Here is a 21,198-nt window from a genome sequence, read left to right as displayed (position 1 = left end):
CACGGATTTAACCTATGACGCAGGCGCAACCTGTATTCGGTATGAGCGATACCCAACTCGCATCCGCTCCCACGATTTATACTCCAAATCTTTTTAAGGATAAGTCCGTGCTAATTTCGGGAGCCGGCAGTGGCATCGGCAAGGCTACCGCTTGGTTGTATGCTCGTCTCGGTGCTAAAGTCATTCTCTGCGGTCGCAACCTAGATAAACTACAAACAGCAGCCTATGCAATGTCAAAGGCACAACTGGATATTGAAATCAGACAAATTGATATTCGTGATGATAATTTAGTAGAGCAATTATTTGAAGATGTTTGGCAGACGTTTGGTGGTATCGATATTCTATTCAACAATGCCGGTGGTCAGTTTCCTAAACCTGCAATTGATATCAGCCCCAATGGCTGGAAAGCCGTTATTGACAATAACCTCAACGGTACCTGGTTTATGATGCAGGCCGCTGCAAAAAAATGGCGAGAGCAAGGCGTAGCCGGCAATATTATCAACATGGCCACCGTCATTGATCGCGGCATGTTAGATATCGCTCACACCTGCGCAGCCAGAGCTGGCATTATTTATACGACAAAAACGGTCGCTGTGGAATGGGCACCGCTAAAAATCAGGGTGAATTGCGTAGCCCCTGGTGTCATTTCATCTGAAGGAATGAACACCTACGCACTTTCTGCAGTAGAATCCTTCTCAGATTCCAATCCAATGAAACGATTCGGAACCGTGTGGGAAGTGGCTGAATTGGTTGGTTACCTTGGCAGCAATGCTTCAAACTTTATGACCGGTGAGGTCATCACTCTCGATGGCGGAGGACGCTATTGGGGTGAATTATGGGCACATAAAAAACCTGAATTCTTTAGTGACATAAAGATCTAATTCCATTTACAGTTTTACTACAATGATACGCTAACCGAGAATTTAACTTGTCACTAAACATATTTATTTTCTTCGTCTTAATCTTTTTATTTTGGTCTTTCGTTACAGCATTATTCATAATATACAGCCAACATTTTCGAAATAGAAAATCCTATAACTATTTACTACCACCCCTGCAAGAAAGTATTAAATCGGGTTGTATAGGCCTGATATACGAGGACATTTCATTTATCACATCTGATCGGCTAACGATTAATGCCTGGTATGTGCCACCACCTGAAAATCATCTGGGTTGTACTCACAAACCGCCGGTTATTATTGCCCTACATGGCGGTATGGATGATCGACGCTATTATCTACCCTTACTGCCTGCAATAAATAAAGCTGGGTTTGCAATGCTGATGCTTGATGGTCGCAATCATGGTACCAGCGATTTTGACCCACGAGGTATGACAACCGTGGGCATACGTGAAGCCCGGGATTTAAAAGCGGCACTCGATTATCTTGACAAACACAAGCAGCATGGCAAGGTTGGTATTGTGGGTGTTTCAAATGGTAGTGCTGCCGCGATTTCAATCACCAGCAGTGATCGCCGGGTTAGTGCCATTGTTGTCGAAAGCACTGGTTACAATGTACAATTTATAGCTCAAAAAATTTATCGCTGGATTCCCTTGTGGTTAAGCTATTTTTTTGGTTCAGTATTGATGCTGCTGGTCGGCTCAGGATTAAAAAATGCTATTCATTGCCGTGGTCCACAGTTAGATTTAGTGAAAAAAATTCCAATCTCTGTACCTGTTTTATTTATACATGGTCGAAAAGACCATCTTACGCCATTAAGATATGTTGAACACCTCTATAAGGCGAAACGAGGTCAGAAAGAACTTGTCGTATATGATAACGCTCGACACGCTGTCATCCGATTTGAGGAAAGAAAATTCGTTGCGCATGTCAGCCGTTTTTTTATTAAATATTTATTCCCGGGTCATAAATAAAAAATACACCTCTCACAGGACGCGTTGTGAACACATCCATGTGCACTTGTAATCGGCCTCCATGCCTCATTCTATCCCAAGGAAAAGTATTCCGCCCTCCTACCTTACGAGTATGTTGTAAATTAGCACTATCGCCTGTGGCGGGAAATCGGTGAGTTAGCCAGCGACTACATCTAAGCCAACCGTTCCCAGTATAGCATTGGCTATTCGGTCTTTGTGCCAGGCGCTATCACCGAGACTAACTTGCGCTGCTTTGGCACGCTTGAAGTAGAGCTGCACATCGCATTCCCAGGTAAAACCAAAGCCACCATGCATTTGCAGTGCTGAGCCGGTATTAAAATAGGCAGCTTCACAACAGTAGGCTTTTGCAATACTGGCAGCTTCCAGCAGCTCTGCACCCATGTCGTTGCCAGCCATAAACTCATCGGCTACACAGGCGGCGTAATAAACAGCAGAACGGGCGGCTTCTACTTTGCTCAGCATATCGGCTGCTTTGTGTTTCATTGCTTGAAAACTGCCTATTACACGACCGAATTGCTTCCGCTCGGCCATGTAATCAAGCGTCAGGCTTAACGATTTTTCCGCAACCCCCATTTGTTCGGCCGCTAGAGCAATGCACGCAAGGGCCAAAATGTTATCCAACGGTATCAAGCTATCGCCACATGTATCAAGCATGATCGAATCTTTGGCCACACAAACATTTTCCAATTTAACAGTCGCCAGTTTTCGAGTCTGATCCATTGAAGGCGTCCAATACCGAGTCACACCCACTGTCTCGGCTGATAACAAAAACAAGGCAATATTACCGCTTGACACATCACGAGCAGCAACCACAAATGCGTCCGCAGTATGACCATCAATCACATAGCGATAATCGGCATTTATAACAAAGCTGTTATCCTGCTGTTGATATTGGGCCGTAACAGATTCCACACCCCAGACTCTACCTTGGCTGGAATAAGCCAGCGCCAGTCGTTTTTGTCCTTCTGCAATCAATGGTAACCATTGCTTTTTCTGTGTTTTAGTACCGGCTATCAATAATGAATTAATACCAAGTACAACAGTAGAATAAAAAGGTGCACAAACCAGATTTGCACCCATCCGTTCAAGCAAAATACAAAGTTCGACATAACCCAAGCCAAGACCATTGAATTGCTCTGGAATGTGCGTCAAGTGCCAACCCATTTTCTGTGTAATCTGCTGCCACAAAACGCCATCAATACCCGTTTCTGTTACCATGGCCTCGCGTATCGATTCACTATTTGAAACCGAGCTTAGAAAAGCATCCGCAATGTGTGCAATGTGCTGTTGTTCTTGATTAAAAGAAAATTTCATAGGTTCTGTTGCTAAGGCCATTCAGTGCCGTAAACGGGTTGGGCGGGGTTTTCTTTTGCCAGTAATTGATCCATTACATTGGCAATTTCACCTGGCTGCCAACGATCGCCCTTGTCAACGCCTTCGGTACTGCGCCAACCATCAGCAATGGAAATCTTGCCCCCTTCAGCCTCAAATACCTTGCCGGTAATATGTGCGGAATACTCCGAACCAAGCCAAACCAATAGCGGTGATACATTATCCGCTGACCAATAATCAAATCTATTGTCATCTGGTTTCTTCATGCGCTCGGCCATGACCGCAACTGCTTTTGTCATACCCGTACGGGCTGCGGGTGTGATGGCATTTGCGGTGACGTCATAACGCGCAAGTTCAGCTGCCTGATTTAATGTTAATGCAACAATTCCAGCTTTTGCTGCTGCATAATTTGATTGCCCGACTGAGCCCTGCAAACCCGCACCGGAAGTGGTATTGATTATACGCCCGGAGACTGTACGACCTGCTTTTGATTGAGAACGCCAATAACGCACTGCATTTGAACTTAAGCAAAAATGTCCTTTAAGATGTACGGCGATTACTGCATCCCAATCGTCTTCCGTCATGGACGCAAACATACGGTCGCGATTAATACCGGCATTGTTAACCACGATATGAAGACCGCCATAAGTGACAACAGCATCCTGTATTGCATCAGTGCAAGCCTGGTAATTAGTGATATCAAAGTTACTAGCCTTGGCTGTACCACCATTGTCACAAATTTGCTCCACTACCGTCTGAGCGGCCATTTCATTAATGTCATTGACTATTACCCTGGCTCCTTCAGCACTAAATGCCAAAGCATGTGCACGCCCCAGGCCTCCACCGGCACCAGTAATAATCACAGTTCGGTTTTTACAGAGATTGCTCATGATTTTTAACTAATCAGTTTGTTGAGTTCGGTTTGCTCCATCACATTCTCTCAATGATGGTGACATTGGCGAGGCCGCCACCTTCACACATGGTTTGCAACCCATAGCGACCGCCTGTACGTTCAAGTTCATATAATAGCGTAGTCATCAACTTAGTACCCGTTGCCCCCAATGGGTGACCCAAAGCTATGGCACCGCCATTAACATTTATTTTTTCATGAGGATACTGAATTTCTTTCAACCATGCCATTACAACTGAAGCAAAGGCTTCGTTAATTTCTATCAGATCAATATCCTCTAGGGATAACCTGGATTTTTTTAACGCATATTTAGTCGCTGAAATTGGAGCTGTCAGCATAAAAATTGGATCATCACCACGAACACTCATATGATGAATTCTAGCGCGTGGTGTCAATTCATAGTTCTTTAACGCTGCTTCTGACACCATTAATACTGCACTCGCACCATCGCAGGTCTGACTGGATACCGCAGCCGTCACCTTATCACAGCTAAACAGATAATCGAGTTCTGCCATCTTTTCTAAACTGGTTCGGCGCGGGGTTTCATCCTGGCTCAGACCGTTCAATGACAATATCTCCCTATCGAATCGTCCCTCCTCGATGGCACTCAAAGCTCGTCTATGGGATTCCAGCGCATAGACTTCCAGATCGACACGAGAAAAGCCCCACTGATCAGCAATCATCTGTGCTGCTTTGAATTGCGTAGGCGGATTCCTACCATAGCGCTCAACCCAACCAGTAGAACCACTATAAGGATCAGTAAAACCTAGCGGAGCGGCAAGGATCATAGCTGAACTAATCGGGATCTGCGTCATGGTCTGTACGCCACCAGCTACAACCACATCTTGAATTCCCGCCATAATAGCCTGAGCCGCGAAATGTACAGCTTGTTGAGAAGAACCACATTGACGGTCTATGGTGACGCCAGGAACCTGATCACTCAGCCCCGCTGCCAACCAACAGGTTCGAGCAATATTACCTGCCAGTGGGCCAACTGTATCGACACATCCAAAAATAATATCATCATACTCAACATCTGGTATACTATTGCGTTCTACCAGACCTTTTAAAACATGGGCACCCAGATCAGCGCCATGTACCTCGGCTAAGCCACCTTTACGGCGTCCCGTTGGTGTTCGAATTGCATCAACGATATACGCTTCTGCCATTTTTTATTTCCCTAAATAAACGTTCGCATCGTACCAATCTCCAGCTCACCATTCAGCAAGTAGTCTTCCAATTTTTTCATATGATAACTTCGGTCACCCCATTCACCACATAGCGCCCAGGTACGTTTCATAAAAAGGTGTAAATCTACTTCATAGGTGTAACCCATGCCACCATGTACCTGAATGGCCGTTTCAGCCGCTAGCATGGCTGCATCTATCGCAGCAAGCTTGGCATTATGAACCACCACTCCTCCTTGAAGAGCTGCTAGCTGAATGATTGGTCGGGTAAATTCAATCTGCATATACGCTGTGGCAAGCTGATGTTTTATGGCTTGAAACGCCCCAATAGGCTGCCCAAATTGATATCTGTTTTTAGCGTACTCAGACGACATGTCAATCATGCGCTGGGCCAAACCAAGCAATTGAGCTGCACTGAGTACCGCTCCGTGATAGTCAGCAAGGGTATTTAAAGAGCTTGGTTTATCGGTTTTGGCAAGGGTTCGCAATGGGTCAATCGAGTGTCTGGATTCTAAATTCAGATCTTCTTTTAATATCAGTTCACCACCGAATTTAGAGGTAACAATAAACATATCATGGTAGGCAGTGGCATTATTTATGGGTAGCAATGGTGTGATAATACCTACCGATAAACGGCCTTCAAGCACTTGGATCAGATGCTCCAAGTTATTCATTTGAGATAATAACGGGACCACTATTCCAGCCAGTTCGACCAAAGGCTCTGGCAAAGCTACATAGCCTGCGGCCTCGGCCACCCCTGCCATAACTACAAGAGGCTGCTCCAAACCACCGTCCGTCTCGTTGGCCATTATGCCAAACAATCCGAGATCAGCGAATTGGTTCCAGATATCAGAGGCACCGTTGTCCTTCGTTTGTTTGATAGTGTTTTCCGCTCTCCTTTCGCCTACAAGGTCTCGCAAGCGCTGCAAGGTATTTTTACCTTCTAGCACCTTTTTGGTTGCTTCAATGAGATCTTGTTGATTCTGTGTGTAACGAAAATCCATCGCTATTCTTAAACTCCCACTCTCGGCAACCCGAGTACACGCTCGGCTAAAATATTGCGCTGAATTTCATTAGTCCCTGCGTAAATCGGACCGGCAAGAGAAAATATATATCCGCCGAGCCAACGACCATTATCTATCGCATCCAGGCCATGCTCCAGTTCGGCTTGCGCGCCCATAATACTCATGGCAGTTCGATGCAGGTGTCGATCCATTTCTGACCAAAAAAGCTTATTGGCACTGGCTTCGGATGATATTAATGCACCCGCCTGCACCCGCGAAACAAGCTGGTAGGTTGCAGCACAAAAGCGTTCCGTATTCATCCACGCCTGTATAACCTGTTCTCCAACCCCCGAAGAAAGACGATCTTTATGTTGTTTATATAACTTTACCAACCGTGCTGAAGCTGCTTGAAAACGCGCGGGAGAGCGCAATAATAAACCACGCTCAAAACCTGCTGTCACCATCGCAACGCTCCAGCCACCATGCTCCGGACCAAGCAGATTTTCAACGGGCACACGCACCTTATCAAAAAATAATTCGGCAAACCCTGTATCACCATCCAATTGTGCAATTGGGCGGCGGATCAAACCAGGGCTGTCGAGTGGTACGAGGATCATAGATAACCCTTTGTGTCGCTCACTGCCTTCTTCGGTTCTAAACAAACCAAAGCACCAGTCGGCAAACACTGCGCGCGAAGCCCAGATTTTCTGGCCGCTTATCAGGTAATGATCGCCTTCGCGAATAGCCTTGGTTGTGATGGCAGCCATGTCAGAACCCGCGCCCGGCTCAGACCAGGCTTGCGCCCAAATTTCTTTTCCCGATGCCATGGGTGGGAGAAAACGTGCTTTTTGTTCATTACAGCCATATTCCATAATGGTTGGTGCAAGCAGGAAGATACCATTTTGACTCACACGCAACGGCGCATCCACACGATAATATTCTTCTTCGAAAATTAGCCACGAAATAAGATCAAGACCTCGACCACCATACTCAAGGGGCCAATTAACATTACTCCAGTTTCCGGACGCCAGCGTGGCTTCCCATTCTCTATGCCGTTCAAAACCCTCTTTTGTATCAAAGCTTGGCAAGCGTTCTCCGGGCACATGATCTGCCAACCATTCTCGTACCTCGGCACGGAAATTTTTCTGATGAGGCGTATAATTAATATTCATGCCCAAGATCCGCTTTAAGCTTTTTAAAATCAGCCGACTTGCCATTTTTGACAAAAATATCTCGTGCTCTTTGGCTATCTTTGTGCATATACATTTCTAAGGTAAAACCCTGCTCCCAACGATAACACGCATCGACGTCAAAGGGTTCAATACCATTCAACGCTTGCTTGGCAATCCGCAAGGCATCTCTGGATTTACTGGTGATGACTTCTGCATAGGCACGGGCCTCCCTGACAAGGATTTCACGTGAAACCAGCATTTCAATACCACCCAAACGATAAGCTTCTGTAGCTGAAATTTTGCCGCCGGTAAAAAAGGCGGATCGGACCTTAGGCAGTGGCAATATACGCTGTAAATGTGCAGCCCCACCCATAGCACCTCTATCTATTTCTGGCAGGGAAAAGAAACAATCATCAGAGGCAATAATGATATCTGCAGCCCCACACATACCAATACCACCACCAATAACAAATCCATGGGGTGCGCATATAATCGGTACTTCGCAGTGATGAATTGCCTTAAAGGTTTCGAAATTACCTTTATTAACTTCTACAATAGCAGATGAATTCTCCGCGAGTTCCTTAATATCGACACCCGCACAGAAGCCCTTGCCTTCGGCACGAATAAGCAAGACTTTAACATCCTGCCGCTTTCCCAGTGCTGTAATTATTTCTGGAATGGTATTCCACAAGGAACTGTCAAAGGCATTGACTGGCGGGTGATCAAAAATCACTTCGGCAATACCATTAATGACTTCTGTTTTAATAGGCATTAAACCTCCGTACGTGAGAACCGCATTAAATTAGTTTCAGTCTCAGCTATAATTTTTGACACTATTTCAGCACAATCCGGCAGGTCGTAGATAAGGCCAGCAATCTGGCCACTGGGCAGCACTCCCTCTTCTGGTTTGCCCTCAACCATTGCCCTTTGAATGATCATAGGCGCATTAGCCGCCATCAAGGTTTGGCCTATTGTCAAGTCGGTTTTACTTGCCATATCCCAAGCTGTTTTAAGAGTCTGGATTATTGACATGCCAGTCTGCGACTTGAATTTCCAAGAATTTTTTAGAGCCCGTACCAGCATGCCGAACCTCGATGATTTTTCCAGCTCATCTAATGTGTGGTTGAGAATCATTCGTTGTCGAAGACCGTCCAGTTTAGTGGAAACAGGAATGTTCGACACATCAGATTTAATGTATTCCGCTTTAGTCGCATCTGGCGTTGGACTATCAGCACTCATCATAAAACGTGTTCCCATGGCAACCCCATCAGCGCCAAAAGCCAGAGCGGCTGCAAGTCCGCGACCATCCTTAAACCCACCGCATGCTACAATTGGCACGCCAAGGTTCTGATCTAGAACATCTGTCAGCAATAACCAGGTTGGTGTTGCACCCGTATGTCCGCCACCCTCTTGCCCTTGGCAAACAACAATATCCGCACCCATATTCACAGCCCTGGAAGCGTGCTTGCCAGCACCAATAGTTGGAACACATTTCAAGCCCGCATTTTTAACTTTACTAACAATTTTGGGGTTTGGCCCACGCCCATAAGACAATGCAGTAATCTCATGATCAATGCACATATCCACAATACGCTCAACGCCTGGTTGAAACCCATGGATATTCACACCAAAGGGTTTAGATGTGGCCGACTTGATTTTTTGGATCTCAGCTTCGCACTCAGCAGGGTCCATAACCGCAGCGGCAAGAAAGCCGAACACGCCGGCCTCAACACTCGCGATAACCAGTTGACTGGTCGCTACCCACCCCATCGCCGTTTGAATGACAGGGTAATCACAGCCAAGCGCCTGGGTGAGCGAAGTTGAAAGTACTGGATGCATTTATTCCTCGCGCTCCCTGTTTGCAACCTTATTCGATTGTGCCATCTTCTTGCTGTCAAAACCGGCAATGTAATCCCCTTTTACAAGCGTGTTGTTGGCATGTGCAAAATGATGCATAGCGTAAACAGCGTCAATCCCGGTCCGTTTGCCCTGCAGCTCTTCAATGTGGTTGCAGGCTTTTTTACTGAGAGACAACGCCAGACGCGGTTGCGTAGCGATTTTCTCACCCCAGCTTTTAACCGTGGCTTCAAGCTGCTGACGCGGAACTACTTTATTGATCATTCCAGCGGCAAGAACACGTTCGGCACTCCACTGTTCTCCTAATAACAGAAACTCTTTAGCCAGTCGCACATTCAGTTCGAATGGATGCGCAAAATACTCCACGCCTGGAAAACCCATTTGAACAACGGGATCTTGAAAAAAAGCATCATCCGATGCAATGATCAGGTCGCATACCCAGGCCAACATTAGCCCACCTGCAATACAACCTTTATGCACCTGTGCGATAGTGGGTTTCGGCACGCCGCGCCAGCGACGACAAAATTCCAGGTAAACTTCTGCCTCTCGGATGTAGGCTTTTTCTGCACCTGGCTTGTTGTCATGATTGTAGTTCATTGAACGTCGATCATTACGTCCCTGATCAAAATCCCGGCCCGGCGAACCAATATCATGACCCGCCGAAAAGTGCTTGCCATTAGCACGCAGAACAATTACTTTTACATTGTCGTCATCACAGGCTTTATAAAAACTATCGTCAAGTGCATAAAGCATCTGCGAGTTTTGGCTATTGTGGTATTTCACTCGATTCAGAGTAAGATAGGCGATGGGGCCGTCAACTTTATACAGAACAGGATGCTCTTCCTCATAGAAAATGTCTGTCGTGACACGGCCCACCGTTTCATTCGCACTTATCTTAATTTTGGTCATATCACTCACAGTACCTACCTCGCTTTAACAGCGTTTATACGCAGGTTATCCGGATCTAATATACTGATGGATGTCAATTGCTCTAATGCAGGTTCAGGGGTTTGCCTCAAACCTTCAGGTTTAATCAGATCAAAACCCGTATTGTCTTGAACCTCGTCAATCGTCACACCAGGATGCAAACTTACAATTCGCATTTTCTTGCACTCAGGCTCAAAATCCATCACACACAAATCTGTTACAATTCGACGAATATCAATATCATTCAGACAGTACCCTTTAGGCAATCGGGCGGGGTTATACCCAATCGAACAGACGGTATCGACTTCACCTTTAACAAAAACACGCTTGCTGTGTAATGGTACAAAAAAAGAATTGGCATGACTGATAGAATTTCCTGGAAATCCACGCATACCCAGCATCTGCACTTTCGGTTGCTCATAGTCTCCGATTGCCGAGATATTCGCTTGCCCAAACTGATCTATCTGGCTGGGGCCGACCAAAGCGTGTCGTTTACCACTCCAGACGTTATCAAATATTCTTGAGAAACCCATCCATGTTTCTCGCTTGGGCTCATAGCCATTGCGCCGACCAACGGGCACCGGCTCTGAAACTATAAAGGCTTCAGAATCGGTCATCATCAGATTTGGATTTTTTATCATTGCCAGCGACGCAGCCAAGCGCTGAATTAAACCGATACCTGACGCCAACACTTCAGAATCACTATCCCATACACTGGAGCAGGCACAGATTAGAAGATCTGCTAATGGATTACACAATACTTCTTCTCTCATCACAGTGTCCTAAGGCCTGATAAGACTAATATATTGGCAGTGGTAAAGATCGAATCGCATCGGCACCACCAACTTTTTCAAGATAAACAGCTTCATCGATCAATACATATTCGTTAAAATACTGCTCCCATCCACCTTCTCGACTTGCGCTGGCGGCGTATTCTTTGAAAAGTCTGACATCGATACCATACAGTGGATTGCAAGAACTCGGATGCGCACCAAACGCGCTGTGCACAATGTAATTGGTAGCGCTTCGCTCCCAGAACACATAGCGTGCTTCTTCTGGGTTCTGATGAAAGAATCCGGTATCAACTAATTCATCGCAAGAGACAATCGTTGTGTTTGCTGCCCGGGCAAATAGATCATCCATGTAGTGATCGGGGCCTTTAATTTGGCAAACACCACGCTGATCAGCGCGGTCAACATGCAGCAGCGAGACATCGAGATTCAATGCCGGCATCGCGACCCATTCTTTGGCGTCGTCATAAGGGGAGTCGATCAGTTTAATGTTTTTATTATACCTGATTACATCTGTGCCCAGTCCAACCTCAGTTGGAATAAAAGGAACACCCATGGCCGCCGCCCGCAAACCCAGCACCATTAAACCTTCGTCGATCTCCATTACCTCAAATTCAGCCTTTTGCCGAGCTTGACGGAAATAGGGCTCTAAGGGAATAAAATCGAGTGAAACAAAAGCAAACACCAGTTTTTTAACCTTACCTGCAGCACACAGCATACCAACATCGGCACCACCAAACGAAATCACTGTTAAATCATTCACTTCCCTGCGCAGCAATTCACGGATTAGCGCCATTGGCTTTCGACGCGGCCCCCAGCCACCAATGCCAATGGTCATGCCCGATTCAATGTTGTTGATTGCCTGTGTATGGGAAATCAATTTACTCATAGTGTTTTGTCTGCTTCTCAAACGCGCATAAATCAGGCTGGAACGGGTGGCATGTAATCATGTCCCCATATATCCGCCCGGGTGCTGAAGGTGGTTTGATAAGTATCATTATCAATCTGCAGACCGTCGCAACCATATTCAATTGCAAAACCACCTGGGGCTATCACATAGAAAGACAACATATTGTCATTACAATGACGCCCCAGCGTTGCCATCAAGGGGTAGCCCCCAGCTTGTACCCGATCCAGGCAGGCTCCAACCTCATCCACGCTCGACACTTCCAGAAGTAAATGCACCAAACCAAGTGGGTTAGGCCAGTTAAAAAGTGCCAGACTGTGATGCCTGGGATTATTGGCATGAAAAAACCGAACATTCATATCCGGCATTCCCTCTGCCGGAGAAGGCAAGGTAAGATTATCGCTTGCACCAAACCCTAATACGTTTTGATAAAATGCCTCTGTTTGATCAGTTTTCGGCGCGGGAATAACTGCATGACCCATACCCAGATCTCCGGTTACAAACCCGTTAATATCCAGCGGGGATTGAAAGTCCTCACGCAGGTCGGTTCGGGTATGAAACACTTCAAATGAGTTACCATCAGGATCAACACTATGCGCATATTCTGCCACACTTCGTTCGGCTGCCGCTTGTACGCTACCGCGTTCAATCTGGGCCCCCGACGCTTCAATTGCACCAATCACGGTCTCATACGAAGCTTTGCCAGAGCACTCCCAACCAACAGCCGCCAATTTGTCCGCGTCATGTTGCTTCACGATTAAACGCGAAGGGTGGTTATCCATTCGAAAGAATAATTTCTCAGCATTGCTGACTTCCGAATTTAACATTAGCCCCAGCACATCTGAGCCAAATATACGCCAACCCTTGATATCCTGTGCTAGCAGAATAATGTAACCGAGGCCGGATATTTTTCCAGCAGAAACAGAGCTTGACAAAATATTCTCCCAAAATAATCTGACGGTTTATCATTTCTCGCAATTTGCTCATTGCGTGTGTAAATTTACCTTTTGCGCGATTACTAATGTGATCTTGCCATAATGACGCCGAGACAGGCAAAAACTCGTTTTTAATTTTGACAAAGAATAAACATAACCATCCAAACTGGCTTAATAAAAATGTCCGCAGCGTAATTTAAAGCGCTGAAAAAGCGTTTTCGATCACCTTCTTTTTGCTATTAGTTTGTGTATTTTTCTGCTGTTTGATTAAATCGAGTGCAACATCAACAATCATATCTTCCTGGCCGCCTACCATGCCCCGACGACCTAGTTCAACTAAAATAGTACGCACATCAATGCCATAATCTGCTGACGCTTTTTCTGCGTGGCGTAAAAATGACGAATACACGCCCGCATAACCCAGTGACAGAGTTTCGCGATCCACCCGTACCGGTCGATCCTGCAAGGGCCGCACTAATTCTTCAGCAGCGTCCATCAACTGGTAAACATCACAGCCATGTTTCCATCCCATACGATCAATGGCCGCGATAAAGACCTCCAGTGGCGCATTACCCGCACCGGCACCCATTCCTGCCAGCGAGGCATCAACCCGCCGAACACCGTTTTGCACAGCAACGATTGAATTAGCGACACCCAGCGATAAATTATGGTGTGCATGCACACCCCGTTCCGTTTCCGGATTAAGGATATCGTCATAAGCCTTGAAACGCTCGGCATAGCCGTCCATATCGATCGCACCGCCTGAATCGGTTACATAGACACACTGTGCACCATAGGTTTCCATTAACTTTGCTTGTCGCGCCAATGCTTTTGGCTCACTCATATGGCTCATCATCAAAAAACCAACCGTGTCCATACCCAGATTTCTGGCACACTCGATATGCTGCCTGGAAACATCGGCTTCGGTACAATGGGTTGCAACGCGGACTGACCGCACACCTAACTTATAGGCCCGCTTTAATGCATCCACGGTTGCAATACCCGGCAATATCAACGTAGTCAGCATCGCATTTTTTACTGCATCTGCGGTTGCCTCAATCCATTCCCAATCCGTATGCGCACCAAAGCCATAGTTAAAGCTGGAACCATTCAATCCGTCTCCGTGGGCAATTTCAATAGCATCAACACCGGCCTGATCCAGCGCTTTAGCAATCGCCGCAATCTGCTCAATACCGTATTGATGGCGAATCGCATGCATACCATCACGCAGAGTGACATCTTGAATAAAAACCTTTTCCTCAAAGGGATTACTTAATTTACCAGTCATGCTACTACCCCGTATTTAAATTCAGCGATGCGTTCACCTGTCGCCAAAGCTGCTGAAGTCATAATATCCAGATTACCTGAGTACTTTGGCAAAAAGTGTCCCGCGCCCTCAATTTCAAGGAAAACTGTTGTTTTCAAGCCAATAGCCTTACCGTACCCGGGTATCGCCAACGGTTTATCTATACCCACTGTCTCAAACTGCACATCCTGCTTTAATCGATAGCCAGGTACATATTTTTGAATGTCGGCCAGCATGGCATGAATGGATTCTTCAATCTGCTTCTCTTTCGCATTGAATGACAATGTATATACCGTGTCACGCATAATCATCGGTGGCTCAGCCGGGTTAAGTACAATAATGGCTTTACCATATTTAGCACCGCCGACTTTTTCCAAGCCCCGCGCCGTAGTTTGTGTAAACTCATCAATATTGGCTCGCGTGCCTGGACCCGCTGATTGCGAGGATACCGAAGCAACTATCTCCGCATAAGGCACAGAATCGGCAACGCGGGTGACCGCATAAACGATCGGTATTGTCGCCTGACCACCACAGGTCACCATATTGACATTTGGCTTATCCAGGTGTTCGTTCATATTGATCACAGGTACACAATACGGGCCGATGGCCGCAGGTGTCAGATCAATCATCTGCTTACCAGCTGCACGACAAATCACATCATGATGCCTGTGAGCGCGCGCTGATGTCGCATCAAAAACAATACGAATATCATCCCACTCTGTAAATTCTTGCGCGCCCTCGATACCTTTACAACTTGTCGCAAAGCCAGACTTGGCCGCCATTGCCAGACCCTCTGACTCAGCGTCAACTCCAATGACTGCAGCGACGGCTAACTTTTCCGAAGTATCTCGAATTTTAATCATCAAATCAGTGCCAATATTGCCTGAGCCGATAATCATGCATTGTATTTTTGCCATAGTCTTTTCCGAATCGTTCTCACTCACTATTTGATAAAGTTCAGATTTAACGACCCGATCTCCTGAATAGTCAGGCTCATCACATCACCCGGAACAATGGGTTCCAATGGCACTAGCGAACCCGAAAGCACCAGCTCACCGGCTTCAAGTGCAACCCCAAGTTCACCCAATGTATTGGCCAACCAGGCAACCGATGCCAGTGGCGAACCCTGTACCGCTGAACCCTCCCCTTCGCTTAGGAATTCACTGTTCTTGTACACCCTGACTTTACAACCAGACAAATCAAGGCCAGTCGCATCGACGCGCTTATTACTCACCACGAATACGCCGCAGGATGCGTTATCGGCAATAGTGTCTTGTATTTTTATTTTCCAATTTTCGATTCTGGAATCCACAATTTCGAAACAAGCCATCACCGAATCCGTGGCAGCCAACACATCACCCATGGTGATACCCGGGCCCCGCAGCGCTTTTTTTAATTTAAACGCGATCTCTGCCTCAGCTTTTGGCTGAATTAGATGTCCAATAGGCACATCGCCATCCGAAAACTGCATCGCATCCGTCAAAAAACCAAAGTCGGGGACATACACACCCAGCATTGATTGCACGGCGGTACTGGTAACCCCGATTTTCTTGCCTACCACAACTTCTCGATTACCCGCCAAGCGCAAATCCAAATAGTGTCGAGAAATATTATAGGCATCACCGATTGTGATATCAGGAATTCTTTCTGTTAATGGCCGAACGGTAATTTGATTAACCATGCCGTGATACAACTCACTGCCAAGTCGTTCAATATCCGATTGGCTTAATGGCATTAATCAGGCTCCTGTAAGTATGTTTCTCAGTGCAAGGTTAAAACGTTCAGCGTACTCAACCATAACCCAGTGCCCACAATTTGAGAATATCAGGAATTCGCATTTGGGCACTTGATTCAGAAATTTGTTGGCGCCACTGGCTGGCGTCATCTGATCCTGTTGCCCCCAAAAACCATACACAGGACACTGCAATTCACTCAACCGTTCGCCCATCGATGGAATCGCCATTCTCGATAACACCTCTTTAGGTTGCGTTTCTAGAATACAAAATCGCTCTTCGAGCAATTCATTCGTTATGTGCTTTGGATCGAAAACCAGGCTTTCCAGCACAGTCCGCAGCCCATCCCGATCTACCACACCATCAACAAATACGCTCACCATCTTGGCGATACCGGGCATAGCAAAGTAGGTTTCCCGTTCCTCAATAGCACCGGGTGCCATCATAATGAGCCGTTCAACCAGTTCAGGATGGTCCAATGCCAAACGGATCCCAATTCCTCCACCCAATGAATTACCAACCAGAGAACACCGCTCAATACCAATGTTATCGAGTGCTGCCTTGACTGTGGTCACAAACAGCTCCGTTGTGTAGTCAAGACCGGTAGGCTTACTTGAATAGCCGAAACCGATCATATCGATCAATACGGCACGATGCCCTGAACTAACCACAACCGCAACATTCTGTTTGAAGTTACTGTAGGCACTGGCACCAAGGCCACTGCCATGCAAAAAAACGACGGCAGGCCCTTCACCATAACTTAAGTAGTGGATATCATAGTCACCGGCTTTGGCGATACATCCTCGTGGTGGCGCAGAAGCATTCATAGCGGACATATAGCATTGAGTATTTTGCTGGGCTGCCTTTTATTTAAAACTGTAAATAACTGGTATCTCAGCTGGATATTCTTTATAACACCTACATGTACAAAATATTTCTTATCTGTCAGGTGCCACGTGATGTCACCCTGCTATCCCTTCCAAAGCTTAAAGTTCGAAAGGAAATTACATTAGGGTATAGTTCTGATGAATATGCAGGAAAATATTTTTTTCCTGTTTAACCCTTATATCCCGAAAGCCAATTATTCATCAAGCTTACATATTGCCTGCGTTAAATACCCATGAACAAAATGGCTTGACTCATCGAGCTCATAATTATTTTTTTATATTCAATCAGTTACTGTATTTTCGCATATCTTTATAACTTTGAAAGTACACTTTCCTCTGATTGATAATTGTCGATACCATATTTTATGACGTGTGCTTGGTATTTAAACGAATTACCGGTTTCAGAGCCTGAAGTGCTAATCCCCGTTTTGTCTGACAATCTGAGGGTGCACCGACTCCATTCACCCAATATATTCCTGCATTTTCTTTCTGTGCTTTGCTCTGAATTAGTGCATACTTCTCTACTAATCCATTTTCTACTCGGTATTGATTTGATTCATCAGCCTGCCTGAGTGGTTTTTGCGGAGTACACTCCCGCCGAGCCAACAGATCCCCAACCGTCCTAATGGCTATTCGAATATTGAATTCTTGCTTGATGAGCTGTTGAACTGCTCTTCTAGTCCATAGAGGATACGCAAGTTTCATCTGCTGGGGCGTTTTATTAACAATCAATGTTTCTATTTGGATTTCCTGCTCTTCAGTAAGCAGGCGACCCGTTCCAGGTTTTCGCCCCAGTTGTTTTGCCGAAATTCCTTCTAACCCTTGAGCACTGTATGCTCGATACCATTTTCCTACAGTTTCAAAGTGGACACCAACCATATCGGCAATATCTTTGTAGGAATAACCTTCCTCGCGTAAACGAATCGCCTGTTTGCGCTTTTCTTCTTTCGCGGCAGATGATAGTGTTCGCGCATCTTCTTTTTTTAATGTTCGCATTATATTATCCCCACTAGCACCTTGGTTATTAAATAACCACTAGTCCGACAACCCTCTGTTGTATTTATTTTTTTGTTTTTAACATTACAAATTTCACAGTTTTTATATTTTTAGAAATCCATCCCTAAACACTCAAATAGTGAAAAGCTTAAAAGCAGGTGCCATCTAGACAAATAAGTCCGGATTTTCACCCCCCATCATCATATTGCCAAAGTTTCGTGCAAACGGCACCGGATTATTTGCAACGTGTGCCCGAGCAACGTGTATATCATGCCAAATATTTTGAATTTCTGCGCCTTTGAAAACGCTCCGCCCACCTGCAATATCAAATAGACAGTCAACAGCCCTGATCATCTCATCAATTACAACAGAAGCCTGGTATCGGTATCGAACACGATCGAGCAATAGTATCTCTTGGCCATGATTAACACTCTTCATCATTGCATCGAAATTACGCATCATAATTGTTTCATTACTATCAATCAGATGCTCAGCTTCCACCACACGGCGCAGCACATCCGGATCTCCAACAAGCTTTGTTGGATCTGTGCTACTGGTGCTGGCGTTTTGTTTGAAAATTTTCAGTGCATGCCGAGCAGCACCAATGGCCGGTGCCGACACGACACGGACAAAGATTTGAGCCCAGGGCAAATTATACATTGGGTTTTTCTGTTTATTCTTGCAGTTAAAACCATCTATTTGTTTATGTGTACGGTAGTGCGCTACAAATACTGGCTTTTCGATGACGATGTCATTGGAGCCTGTCCCCTGCAAACCCATCGCGTGCCAGGTGTCTTCAATTTCATAGCCAGAGCGTGGCACCAGGAAGGTTCGATAGCCTTCATTTGGCACAATTGCGCCAAGCAAAGCCCATTGACAATGATCACTACCCGAACTCCAGCCCCAGCGGCCACTGAGCATGATACCGCCATCCACAACCTGGGCTTTACCTCCCACCGGATTATAAGAACTCGATACACAAGCGTCTGGATTTTCGCCATAAATATCGGCCTGTGCCCGCTCGTCCATTAGGGCGAGTTGAAATGCGTGGACAGCGATAATACCGCCAACCCAAGCCGAACTCATATCGTATTCTGCAATTTTTATCTGCGCCGCGAAGAACTCTTGCGGCGTCACTTCCAATCCACCCCAGCGCTTGGGCAACATCGACCTTATCAGCCCCGATGCTTTGAACTCCTGAATAGTTGCATCAGACAGCCGTCTTTGATTCCGATTTTCAGCACTACGCTGCTTGATACTCTCAAGATAGGATGCAACATCAATTCCTGACGTTTGGCGTTCGGTTGTTACTGCCAGCGACATAGACTTTCTCCTGGTTAGCCGCTTTTCTAACAGCTGAAAAAGCAGATAATGCATAATAATAATGCGAAATTTACCATTCAAAAAGTTTTATGTATATAGATTAGTAAAATTATTGGCAGAATATTACTTATTTGATTACTCGCCCCCAGCGGTAATTGTATTTTAAGCTTTTTATTGCCAGTTTCGTTTCCACATGGCGTACCCCTTTAATTGTCATAATGTCCGCATTGATGTGCTGGATTAACTCTTCATTAGAGCCAATAAAGGAAATCGCCAAGATATCGTAACGACCCAACATAGTCGCCGTGAAGCGAATAAATGGTAACATGCTAATTTCTTTAGCAGTTTCTTTGACCCCCTTAAGATCGGCATGAATGCCGAGATAGACCATCATCGGATTCTCATAGCCGGTTTGCACCCGCACATCGGCAATAGCCATGATGCGAATCATATTTTCTGATTGCATACGCTTAATCCGGCCACGCACGGTACCCTCAGTTAAATTCATCGATTCTGCAATTTCCCGATTACTGACACGGGCATCAACAGAGAGATATTCGAGGATTTTTCGATCTGTTTCGTCAAGTTTTCCGTTACTCATAACTCGCCTACCCACCCAGATTCATAACGAAAGACATCAACAGTAATCGCTGGCGTCAATTTGGCAATTCCTTCAATATTCTGGAATTTATCGTGTAAAAAATATGATAATTCTTCGAAATCACGAGCGGCAACCATGATATCCAGATCGTGTAGTCCGGTCGTCATGTTAACGCTGAACACTTCGTCCAATTCCGCCAGTTCCATCCCCACGTCTTCGGCACTACGATTCTCCACCTCTATACCAATCGCTAACATTAACTCGTAACCAGCGGCTTTAAAATCGGTAACCGCAACCACGCGCATCACATCAGCATCTGTCATACGCTGTATGCGCTTACGCACGATTGAGGATGTATAGCCAATTTTGTCAGCAATATCCCGTATCGACATCCGCCCATCAATTTGCAGCATTTCGATAATCCGGTGATCAACCTCATCTAAAACGATATCCTTATCAGCCTCATTTTTGTTTTCTTTAACCATATGCTTACCCGATGAATGATTACTATCCAAACAAATTCTATCACTTCAGGTAACACATTACCTCAGGGCAACCGCATGATAATCTCGTGTTCACAATTGTGCTGACCTCACCTTTACGCTCTATTCGTCAACAGTCTGAAATACAGGACGATCTTTATAGCGCTTTACAAAACATGAACCGCGGCAATTTCGAGTGTTTTTTGAGCAATGGCGCCTATTTCCAGAATACGGTACAGCTCAAAAAACGCGCACGCTGTGGCTCCGTACATCACCTCTATCTATTGCCACTGTTGGCAGCTTCAGCCCTATCGAGGCACCTTGACGGCTAAAGTTACCTGGCTGAGGCGTAACACCGTATTTAGGATCGCCAATTTTGGCGACACAAGCATCCTGTAAAAACAGCTCATCACTTAAAACTTCTTCTGGCGAATGTTTTTTGGATACATTGCCCGGCTATCTCAGTTGCTGCGATCCTCTCGTCGGCTGCAAATTTTTTAAACACCTCTGCCAACTGCGGATAAGAGTGGCCAAGCACCAGCATGCCGTCCATTGCAGGCATGATCCGATCCGGACCTCAGATGACCTATCCAGCGCCGGGTACAAGGCCCTACCTGGGGAAGTGCCAAACACAAACCTCGGGTTTGCTGTCCAATTAATTATTCTGCGCCAAGACTGAGCCAATAGGTACCTGTAAAAAGCGCACCACCACGGCCTATATAGCAGGCCCACCGCTTACCTCACGATACCCGAGCTGCGACTCTCGATTGGAATTGCCTTCAGGCCTTTTTATCTTGATAAGCCCCGCACCACCGTCAGATAGAACCATAGCGGCCATCGGACCGGCAATGGCCCGCGACAAATCAAAAACTTTAATTTTGTCTAGTACTCCTGCCACCCTCTATTCCGAAACCTGTTGCCCCGCACACCTTTTGACAACCATATCACTATTCG

General features: G+C 45.9%; 23 protein-coding genes. 2 read left to right on the top strand and 21 right to left on the bottom strand.

Features of this window, described 5'->3' with window-relative positions; translation table 11 throughout:
- The first annotated feature begins 14 nt into the window (after nucleotides 1-14).
- Together Q1A48_RS09570 and Q1A48_RS09565 are read left to right on the top strand one after the other, a co-directional pair.
- Nucleotides 15-881, top strand: coding sequence for an SDR family oxidoreductase (locus Q1A48_RS09570; protein WP_299944025.1), 867 nt, complete (start codon nucleotides 15-17; stop codon nucleotides 879-881).
- 47 nt (nucleotides 882-928) lie between these two features.
- A complete protein-coding gene (locus tag Q1A48_RS09565; RefSeq protein ID WP_299944022.1) occupies nucleotides 929-1,873 on the top strand; it encodes an alpha/beta fold hydrolase in 945 nt (314 codons plus the stop codon).
- Nucleotides 1,874-2,029: 156 nt separating this feature from the next.
- Here Q1A48_RS09565 and Q1A48_RS09560 read toward each other — a convergent pair whose 3' ends face one another.
- From Q1A48_RS09560 to Q1A48_RS21805, 21 genes are all read right to left on the bottom strand, one after another.
- The gene (locus tag Q1A48_RS09560; protein ID WP_299944019.1) at nucleotides 2,030-3,208 is read right to left on the bottom strand and encodes an acyl-CoA dehydrogenase family protein; all 1,179 of its coding nucleotides are present in this window, start codon (nucleotides 3,206-3,208) and stop codon (nucleotides 2,030-2,032) included.
- Between the two features lie 11 nt (nucleotides 3,209-3,219).
- Nucleotides 3,220-4,116 carry an SDR family oxidoreductase gene (locus Q1A48_RS09555; protein WP_299944017.1) on the bottom strand — a complete coding sequence of 299 codons (897 nt, stop codon included), beginning with the start codon at nucleotides 4,114-4,116 and terminating at the stop codon, nucleotides 3,220-3,222.
- A 40-nt stretch (nucleotides 4,117-4,156) separates the two neighbouring features.
- Entirely contained in the window at nucleotides 4,157-5,305 is a 1,149-nt protein-coding gene (locus Q1A48_RS09550) for an acetyl-CoA C-acetyltransferase (RefSeq protein WP_299944014.1), read from the bottom strand.
- Between the two features lie 11 nt (nucleotides 5,306-5,316).
- Nucleotides 5,317-6,327, bottom strand: coding sequence for an acyl-CoA dehydrogenase (locus Q1A48_RS09545; protein ID WP_299944011.1), 1,011 nt, complete (start codon nucleotides 6,325-6,327; stop codon nucleotides 5,317-5,319).
- Between the two features lie 8 nt (nucleotides 6,328-6,335).
- Nucleotides 6,336-7,499 carry an acyl-CoA dehydrogenase family protein gene (locus tag Q1A48_RS09540; protein WP_299944008.1) on the bottom strand — a complete coding sequence of 388 codons (1,164 nt, stop codon included), beginning with the start codon at nucleotides 7,497-7,499 and terminating at the stop codon, nucleotides 6,336-6,338.
- Nucleotides 7,489-8,271: an enoyl-CoA hydratase family protein gene (locus Q1A48_RS09535; RefSeq protein WP_299944005.1), complete on the bottom strand. Its 783-nt coding sequence runs from the start codon at nucleotides 8,269-8,271 to the stop codon at nucleotides 7,489-7,491. Before Q1A48_RS09535 ends, Q1A48_RS09540 begins: the two co-directional genes overlap by 11 nt.
- Nucleotides 8,271-9,338 (bottom strand): nitronate monooxygenase, encoded by a 1,068-nt coding sequence (locus Q1A48_RS09530; RefSeq protein ID WP_299944002.1) that lies wholly within the window; start codon nucleotides 9,336-9,338, stop codon nucleotides 8,271-8,273. Before Q1A48_RS09530 ends, Q1A48_RS09535 begins: the two co-directional genes overlap by 1 nt.
- Nucleotides 9,339-10,265 carry an enoyl-CoA hydratase gene (locus Q1A48_RS09525; protein ID WP_299944043.1) on the bottom strand — a complete coding sequence of 309 codons (927 nt, stop codon included), beginning with the start codon at nucleotides 10,263-10,265 and terminating at the stop codon, nucleotides 9,339-9,341.
- 14 nt (nucleotides 10,266-10,279) lie between these two features.
- Complete coding sequence (locus tag Q1A48_RS09520; RefSeq protein WP_299943999.1) at nucleotides 10,280-11,056, bottom strand: CoA-transferase; 777 nt, start codon at nucleotides 11,054-11,056, stop codon at nucleotides 10,280-10,282.
- A 25-nt stretch (nucleotides 11,057-11,081) separates the two neighbouring features.
- Nucleotides 11,082-11,963, bottom strand: coding sequence for a CoA-transferase (locus Q1A48_RS09515; RefSeq protein ID WP_299943996.1), 882 nt, complete (start codon nucleotides 11,961-11,963; stop codon nucleotides 11,082-11,084).
- A gap of 32 nt (nucleotides 11,964-11,995) precedes the next feature.
- Nucleotides 11,996-12,916, bottom strand: coding sequence for a VOC family protein (locus Q1A48_RS09510; protein WP_299943993.1), 921 nt, complete (start codon nucleotides 12,914-12,916; stop codon nucleotides 11,996-11,998).
- Between the two features lie 196 nt (nucleotides 12,917-13,112).
- Nucleotides 13,113-14,204 (bottom strand): 4-hydroxy-2-oxovalerate aldolase, encoded by a 1,092-nt coding sequence (gene dmpG, locus Q1A48_RS09505; RefSeq protein ID WP_299943991.1) that lies wholly within the window; start codon nucleotides 14,202-14,204, stop codon nucleotides 13,113-13,115.
- Nucleotides 14,201-15,139, bottom strand: a complete 939-nt coding sequence (locus tag Q1A48_RS09500; protein ID WP_299943988.1) for an acetaldehyde dehydrogenase (acetylating) — start codon at nucleotides 15,137-15,139, stop codon at nucleotides 14,201-14,203. Before Q1A48_RS09500 ends, dmpG begins: the two co-directional genes overlap by 4 nt.
- 26 nt (nucleotides 15,140-15,165) lie before the next feature.
- Nucleotides 15,166-15,957 carry a fumarylacetoacetate hydrolase family protein gene (locus Q1A48_RS09495; protein ID WP_299943985.1) on the bottom strand — a complete coding sequence of 264 codons (792 nt, stop codon included), beginning with the start codon at nucleotides 15,955-15,957 and terminating at the stop codon, nucleotides 15,166-15,168.
- A gap of 3 nt (nucleotides 15,958-15,960) precedes the next feature.
- Nucleotides 15,961-16,791, bottom strand: a complete 831-nt coding sequence (locus tag Q1A48_RS09490) for an alpha/beta hydrolase (RefSeq protein ID WP_299943983.1) — start codon at nucleotides 16,789-16,791, stop codon at nucleotides 15,961-15,963.
- Between the two features lie 414 nt (nucleotides 16,792-17,205).
- The gene (locus tag Q1A48_RS09485; RefSeq protein WP_299943980.1) at nucleotides 17,206-17,838 is read right to left on the bottom strand and encodes a winged helix-turn-helix domain-containing protein; all 633 of its coding nucleotides are present in this window, start codon (nucleotides 17,836-17,838) and stop codon (nucleotides 17,206-17,208) included.
- 165 nt (nucleotides 17,839-18,003) lie between these two features.
- On the bottom strand, nucleotides 18,004-19,161 hold the full coding sequence (locus tag Q1A48_RS09480) for a flavin-dependent monooxygenase (RefSeq protein ID WP_299943978.1): 1,158 nt from the start codon (nucleotides 19,159-19,161) through the stop codon (nucleotides 18,004-18,006).
- A gap of 127 nt (nucleotides 19,162-19,288) precedes the next feature.
- Nucleotides 19,289-19,762, bottom strand: a complete 474-nt coding sequence (locus tag Q1A48_RS09475; protein ID WP_299943975.1) for an Lrp/AsnC family transcriptional regulator — start codon at nucleotides 19,760-19,762, stop codon at nucleotides 19,289-19,291.
- Nucleotides 19,759-20,247 carry an Lrp/AsnC family transcriptional regulator gene (locus tag Q1A48_RS09470; protein ID WP_299943972.1) on the bottom strand — a complete coding sequence of 163 codons (489 nt, stop codon included), beginning with the start codon at nucleotides 20,245-20,247 and terminating at the stop codon, nucleotides 19,759-19,761. The genes Q1A48_RS09475 and Q1A48_RS09470 overlap by 4 nt, the downstream gene beginning before the upstream one ends.
- Nucleotides 20,248-20,653: 406 nt before the next feature.
- The gene (locus tag Q1A48_RS09465; RefSeq protein ID WP_299943969.1) at nucleotides 20,654-20,806 is read right to left on the bottom strand and encodes a hypothetical protein; all 153 of its coding nucleotides are present in this window, start codon (nucleotides 20,804-20,806) and stop codon (nucleotides 20,654-20,656) included.
- Between the two features lie 153 nt (nucleotides 20,807-20,959).
- A complete protein-coding gene (locus Q1A48_RS21805; RefSeq protein WP_366523398.1) occupies nucleotides 20,960-21,142 on the bottom strand; it encodes a CoA transferase in 183 nt (60 codons plus the stop codon).
- Nucleotides 21,143-21,198: the final 56 nt, after the last annotated feature.

The sequence above is a fragment of the uncultured Microbulbifer sp. genome (assembly GCF_947489355.1).
Classification (GTDB): Bacteria; Pseudomonadota; Gammaproteobacteria; order Pseudomonadales; family Cellvibrionaceae; genus Microbulbifer.
Note: the sequence above shows the minus strand (reverse complement) of the source record. Positions and strands in the feature narration are given on the sequence as shown.

Coding starts and splice junctions, on each gene's coding strand:
- Q1A48_RS09550 (WP_299944014.1), bottom strand. CDS start 5,305: ATGGCAGAAGCGTATATCGTTGATGCAATTCGAACACCAACGGGACGC.
- Q1A48_RS09515 (WP_299943996.1), bottom strand. CDS start 11,963: ATGAGTAAATTGATTTCCCATACACAGGCAATCAACAACATTGAATCG.
- Q1A48_RS09560 (WP_299944019.1), bottom strand. CDS start 3,208: ATGAAATTTTCTTTTAATCAAGAACAACAGCACATTGCACACATTGCG.
- Q1A48_RS09545 (WP_299944011.1), bottom strand. CDS start 6,327: ATGGATTTTCGTTACACACAGAATCAACAAGATCTCATTGAAGCAACC.
- Q1A48_RS09520 (WP_299943999.1), bottom strand. CDS start 11,056: ATGAGAGAAGAAGTATTGTGTAATCCATTAGCAGATCTTCTAATCTGT.
- Q1A48_RS09525 (WP_299944043.1), bottom strand. CDS start 10,265: ATGACCAAAATTAAGATAAGTGCGAATGAAACGGTGGGCCGTGTCACG.
- Q1A48_RS09485 (WP_299943980.1), bottom strand. CDS start 17,838: ATGCGAACATTAAAAAAAGAAGATGCGCGAACACTATCATCTGCCGCG.
- Q1A48_RS09490 (WP_299943983.1), bottom strand. CDS start 16,791: ATGTCCGCTATGAATGCTTCTGCGCCACCACGAGGATGTATCGCCAAA.
- Q1A48_RS09465 (WP_299943969.1), bottom strand. CDS start 20,806: ATGCCTGCAATGGACGGCATGCTGGTGCTTGGCCACTCTTATCCGCAG.
- Q1A48_RS09555 (WP_299944017.1), bottom strand. CDS start 4,116: ATGAGCAATCTCTGTAAAAACCGAACTGTGATTATTACTGGTGCCGGT.
- Q1A48_RS09480 (WP_299943978.1), bottom strand. CDS start 19,161: ATGTCGCTGGCAGTAACAACCGAACGCCAAACGTCAGGAATTGATGTT.
- Q1A48_RS09530 (WP_299944002.1), bottom strand. CDS start 9,338: ATGCATCCAGTACTTTCAACTTCGCTCACCCAGGCGCTTGGCTGTGAT.
- Q1A48_RS09470 (WP_299943972.1), bottom strand. CDS start 20,247: ATGGTTAAAGAAAACAAAAATGAGGCTGATAAGGATATCGTTTTAGAT.
- Q1A48_RS09500 (WP_299943988.1), bottom strand. CDS start 15,139: ATGGCAAAAATACAATGCATGATTATCGGCTCAGGCAATATTGGCACT.
- Q1A48_RS09535 (WP_299944005.1), bottom strand. CDS start 8,271: ATGCCTATTAAAACAGAAGTCATTAATGGTATTGCCGAAGTGATTTTT.
- dmpG (WP_299943991.1), bottom strand. CDS start 14,204: ATGACTGGTAAATTAAGTAATCCCTTTGAGGAAAAGGTTTTTATTCAA.
- Q1A48_RS09570 (WP_299944025.1), top strand. CDS start 15: ATGACGCAGGCGCAACCTGTATTCGGTATGAGCGATACCCAACTCGCA.
- Q1A48_RS09495 (WP_299943985.1), bottom strand. CDS start 15,957: ATGCCATTAAGCCAATCGGATATTGAACGACTTGGCAGTGAGTTGTAT.
- Q1A48_RS09540 (WP_299944008.1), bottom strand. CDS start 7,499: ATGAATATTAATTATACGCCTCATCAGAAAAATTTCCGTGCCGAGGTA.
- Q1A48_RS09475 (WP_299943975.1), bottom strand. CDS start 19,762: ATGAGTAACGGAAAACTTGACGAAACAGATCGAAAAATCCTCGAATAT.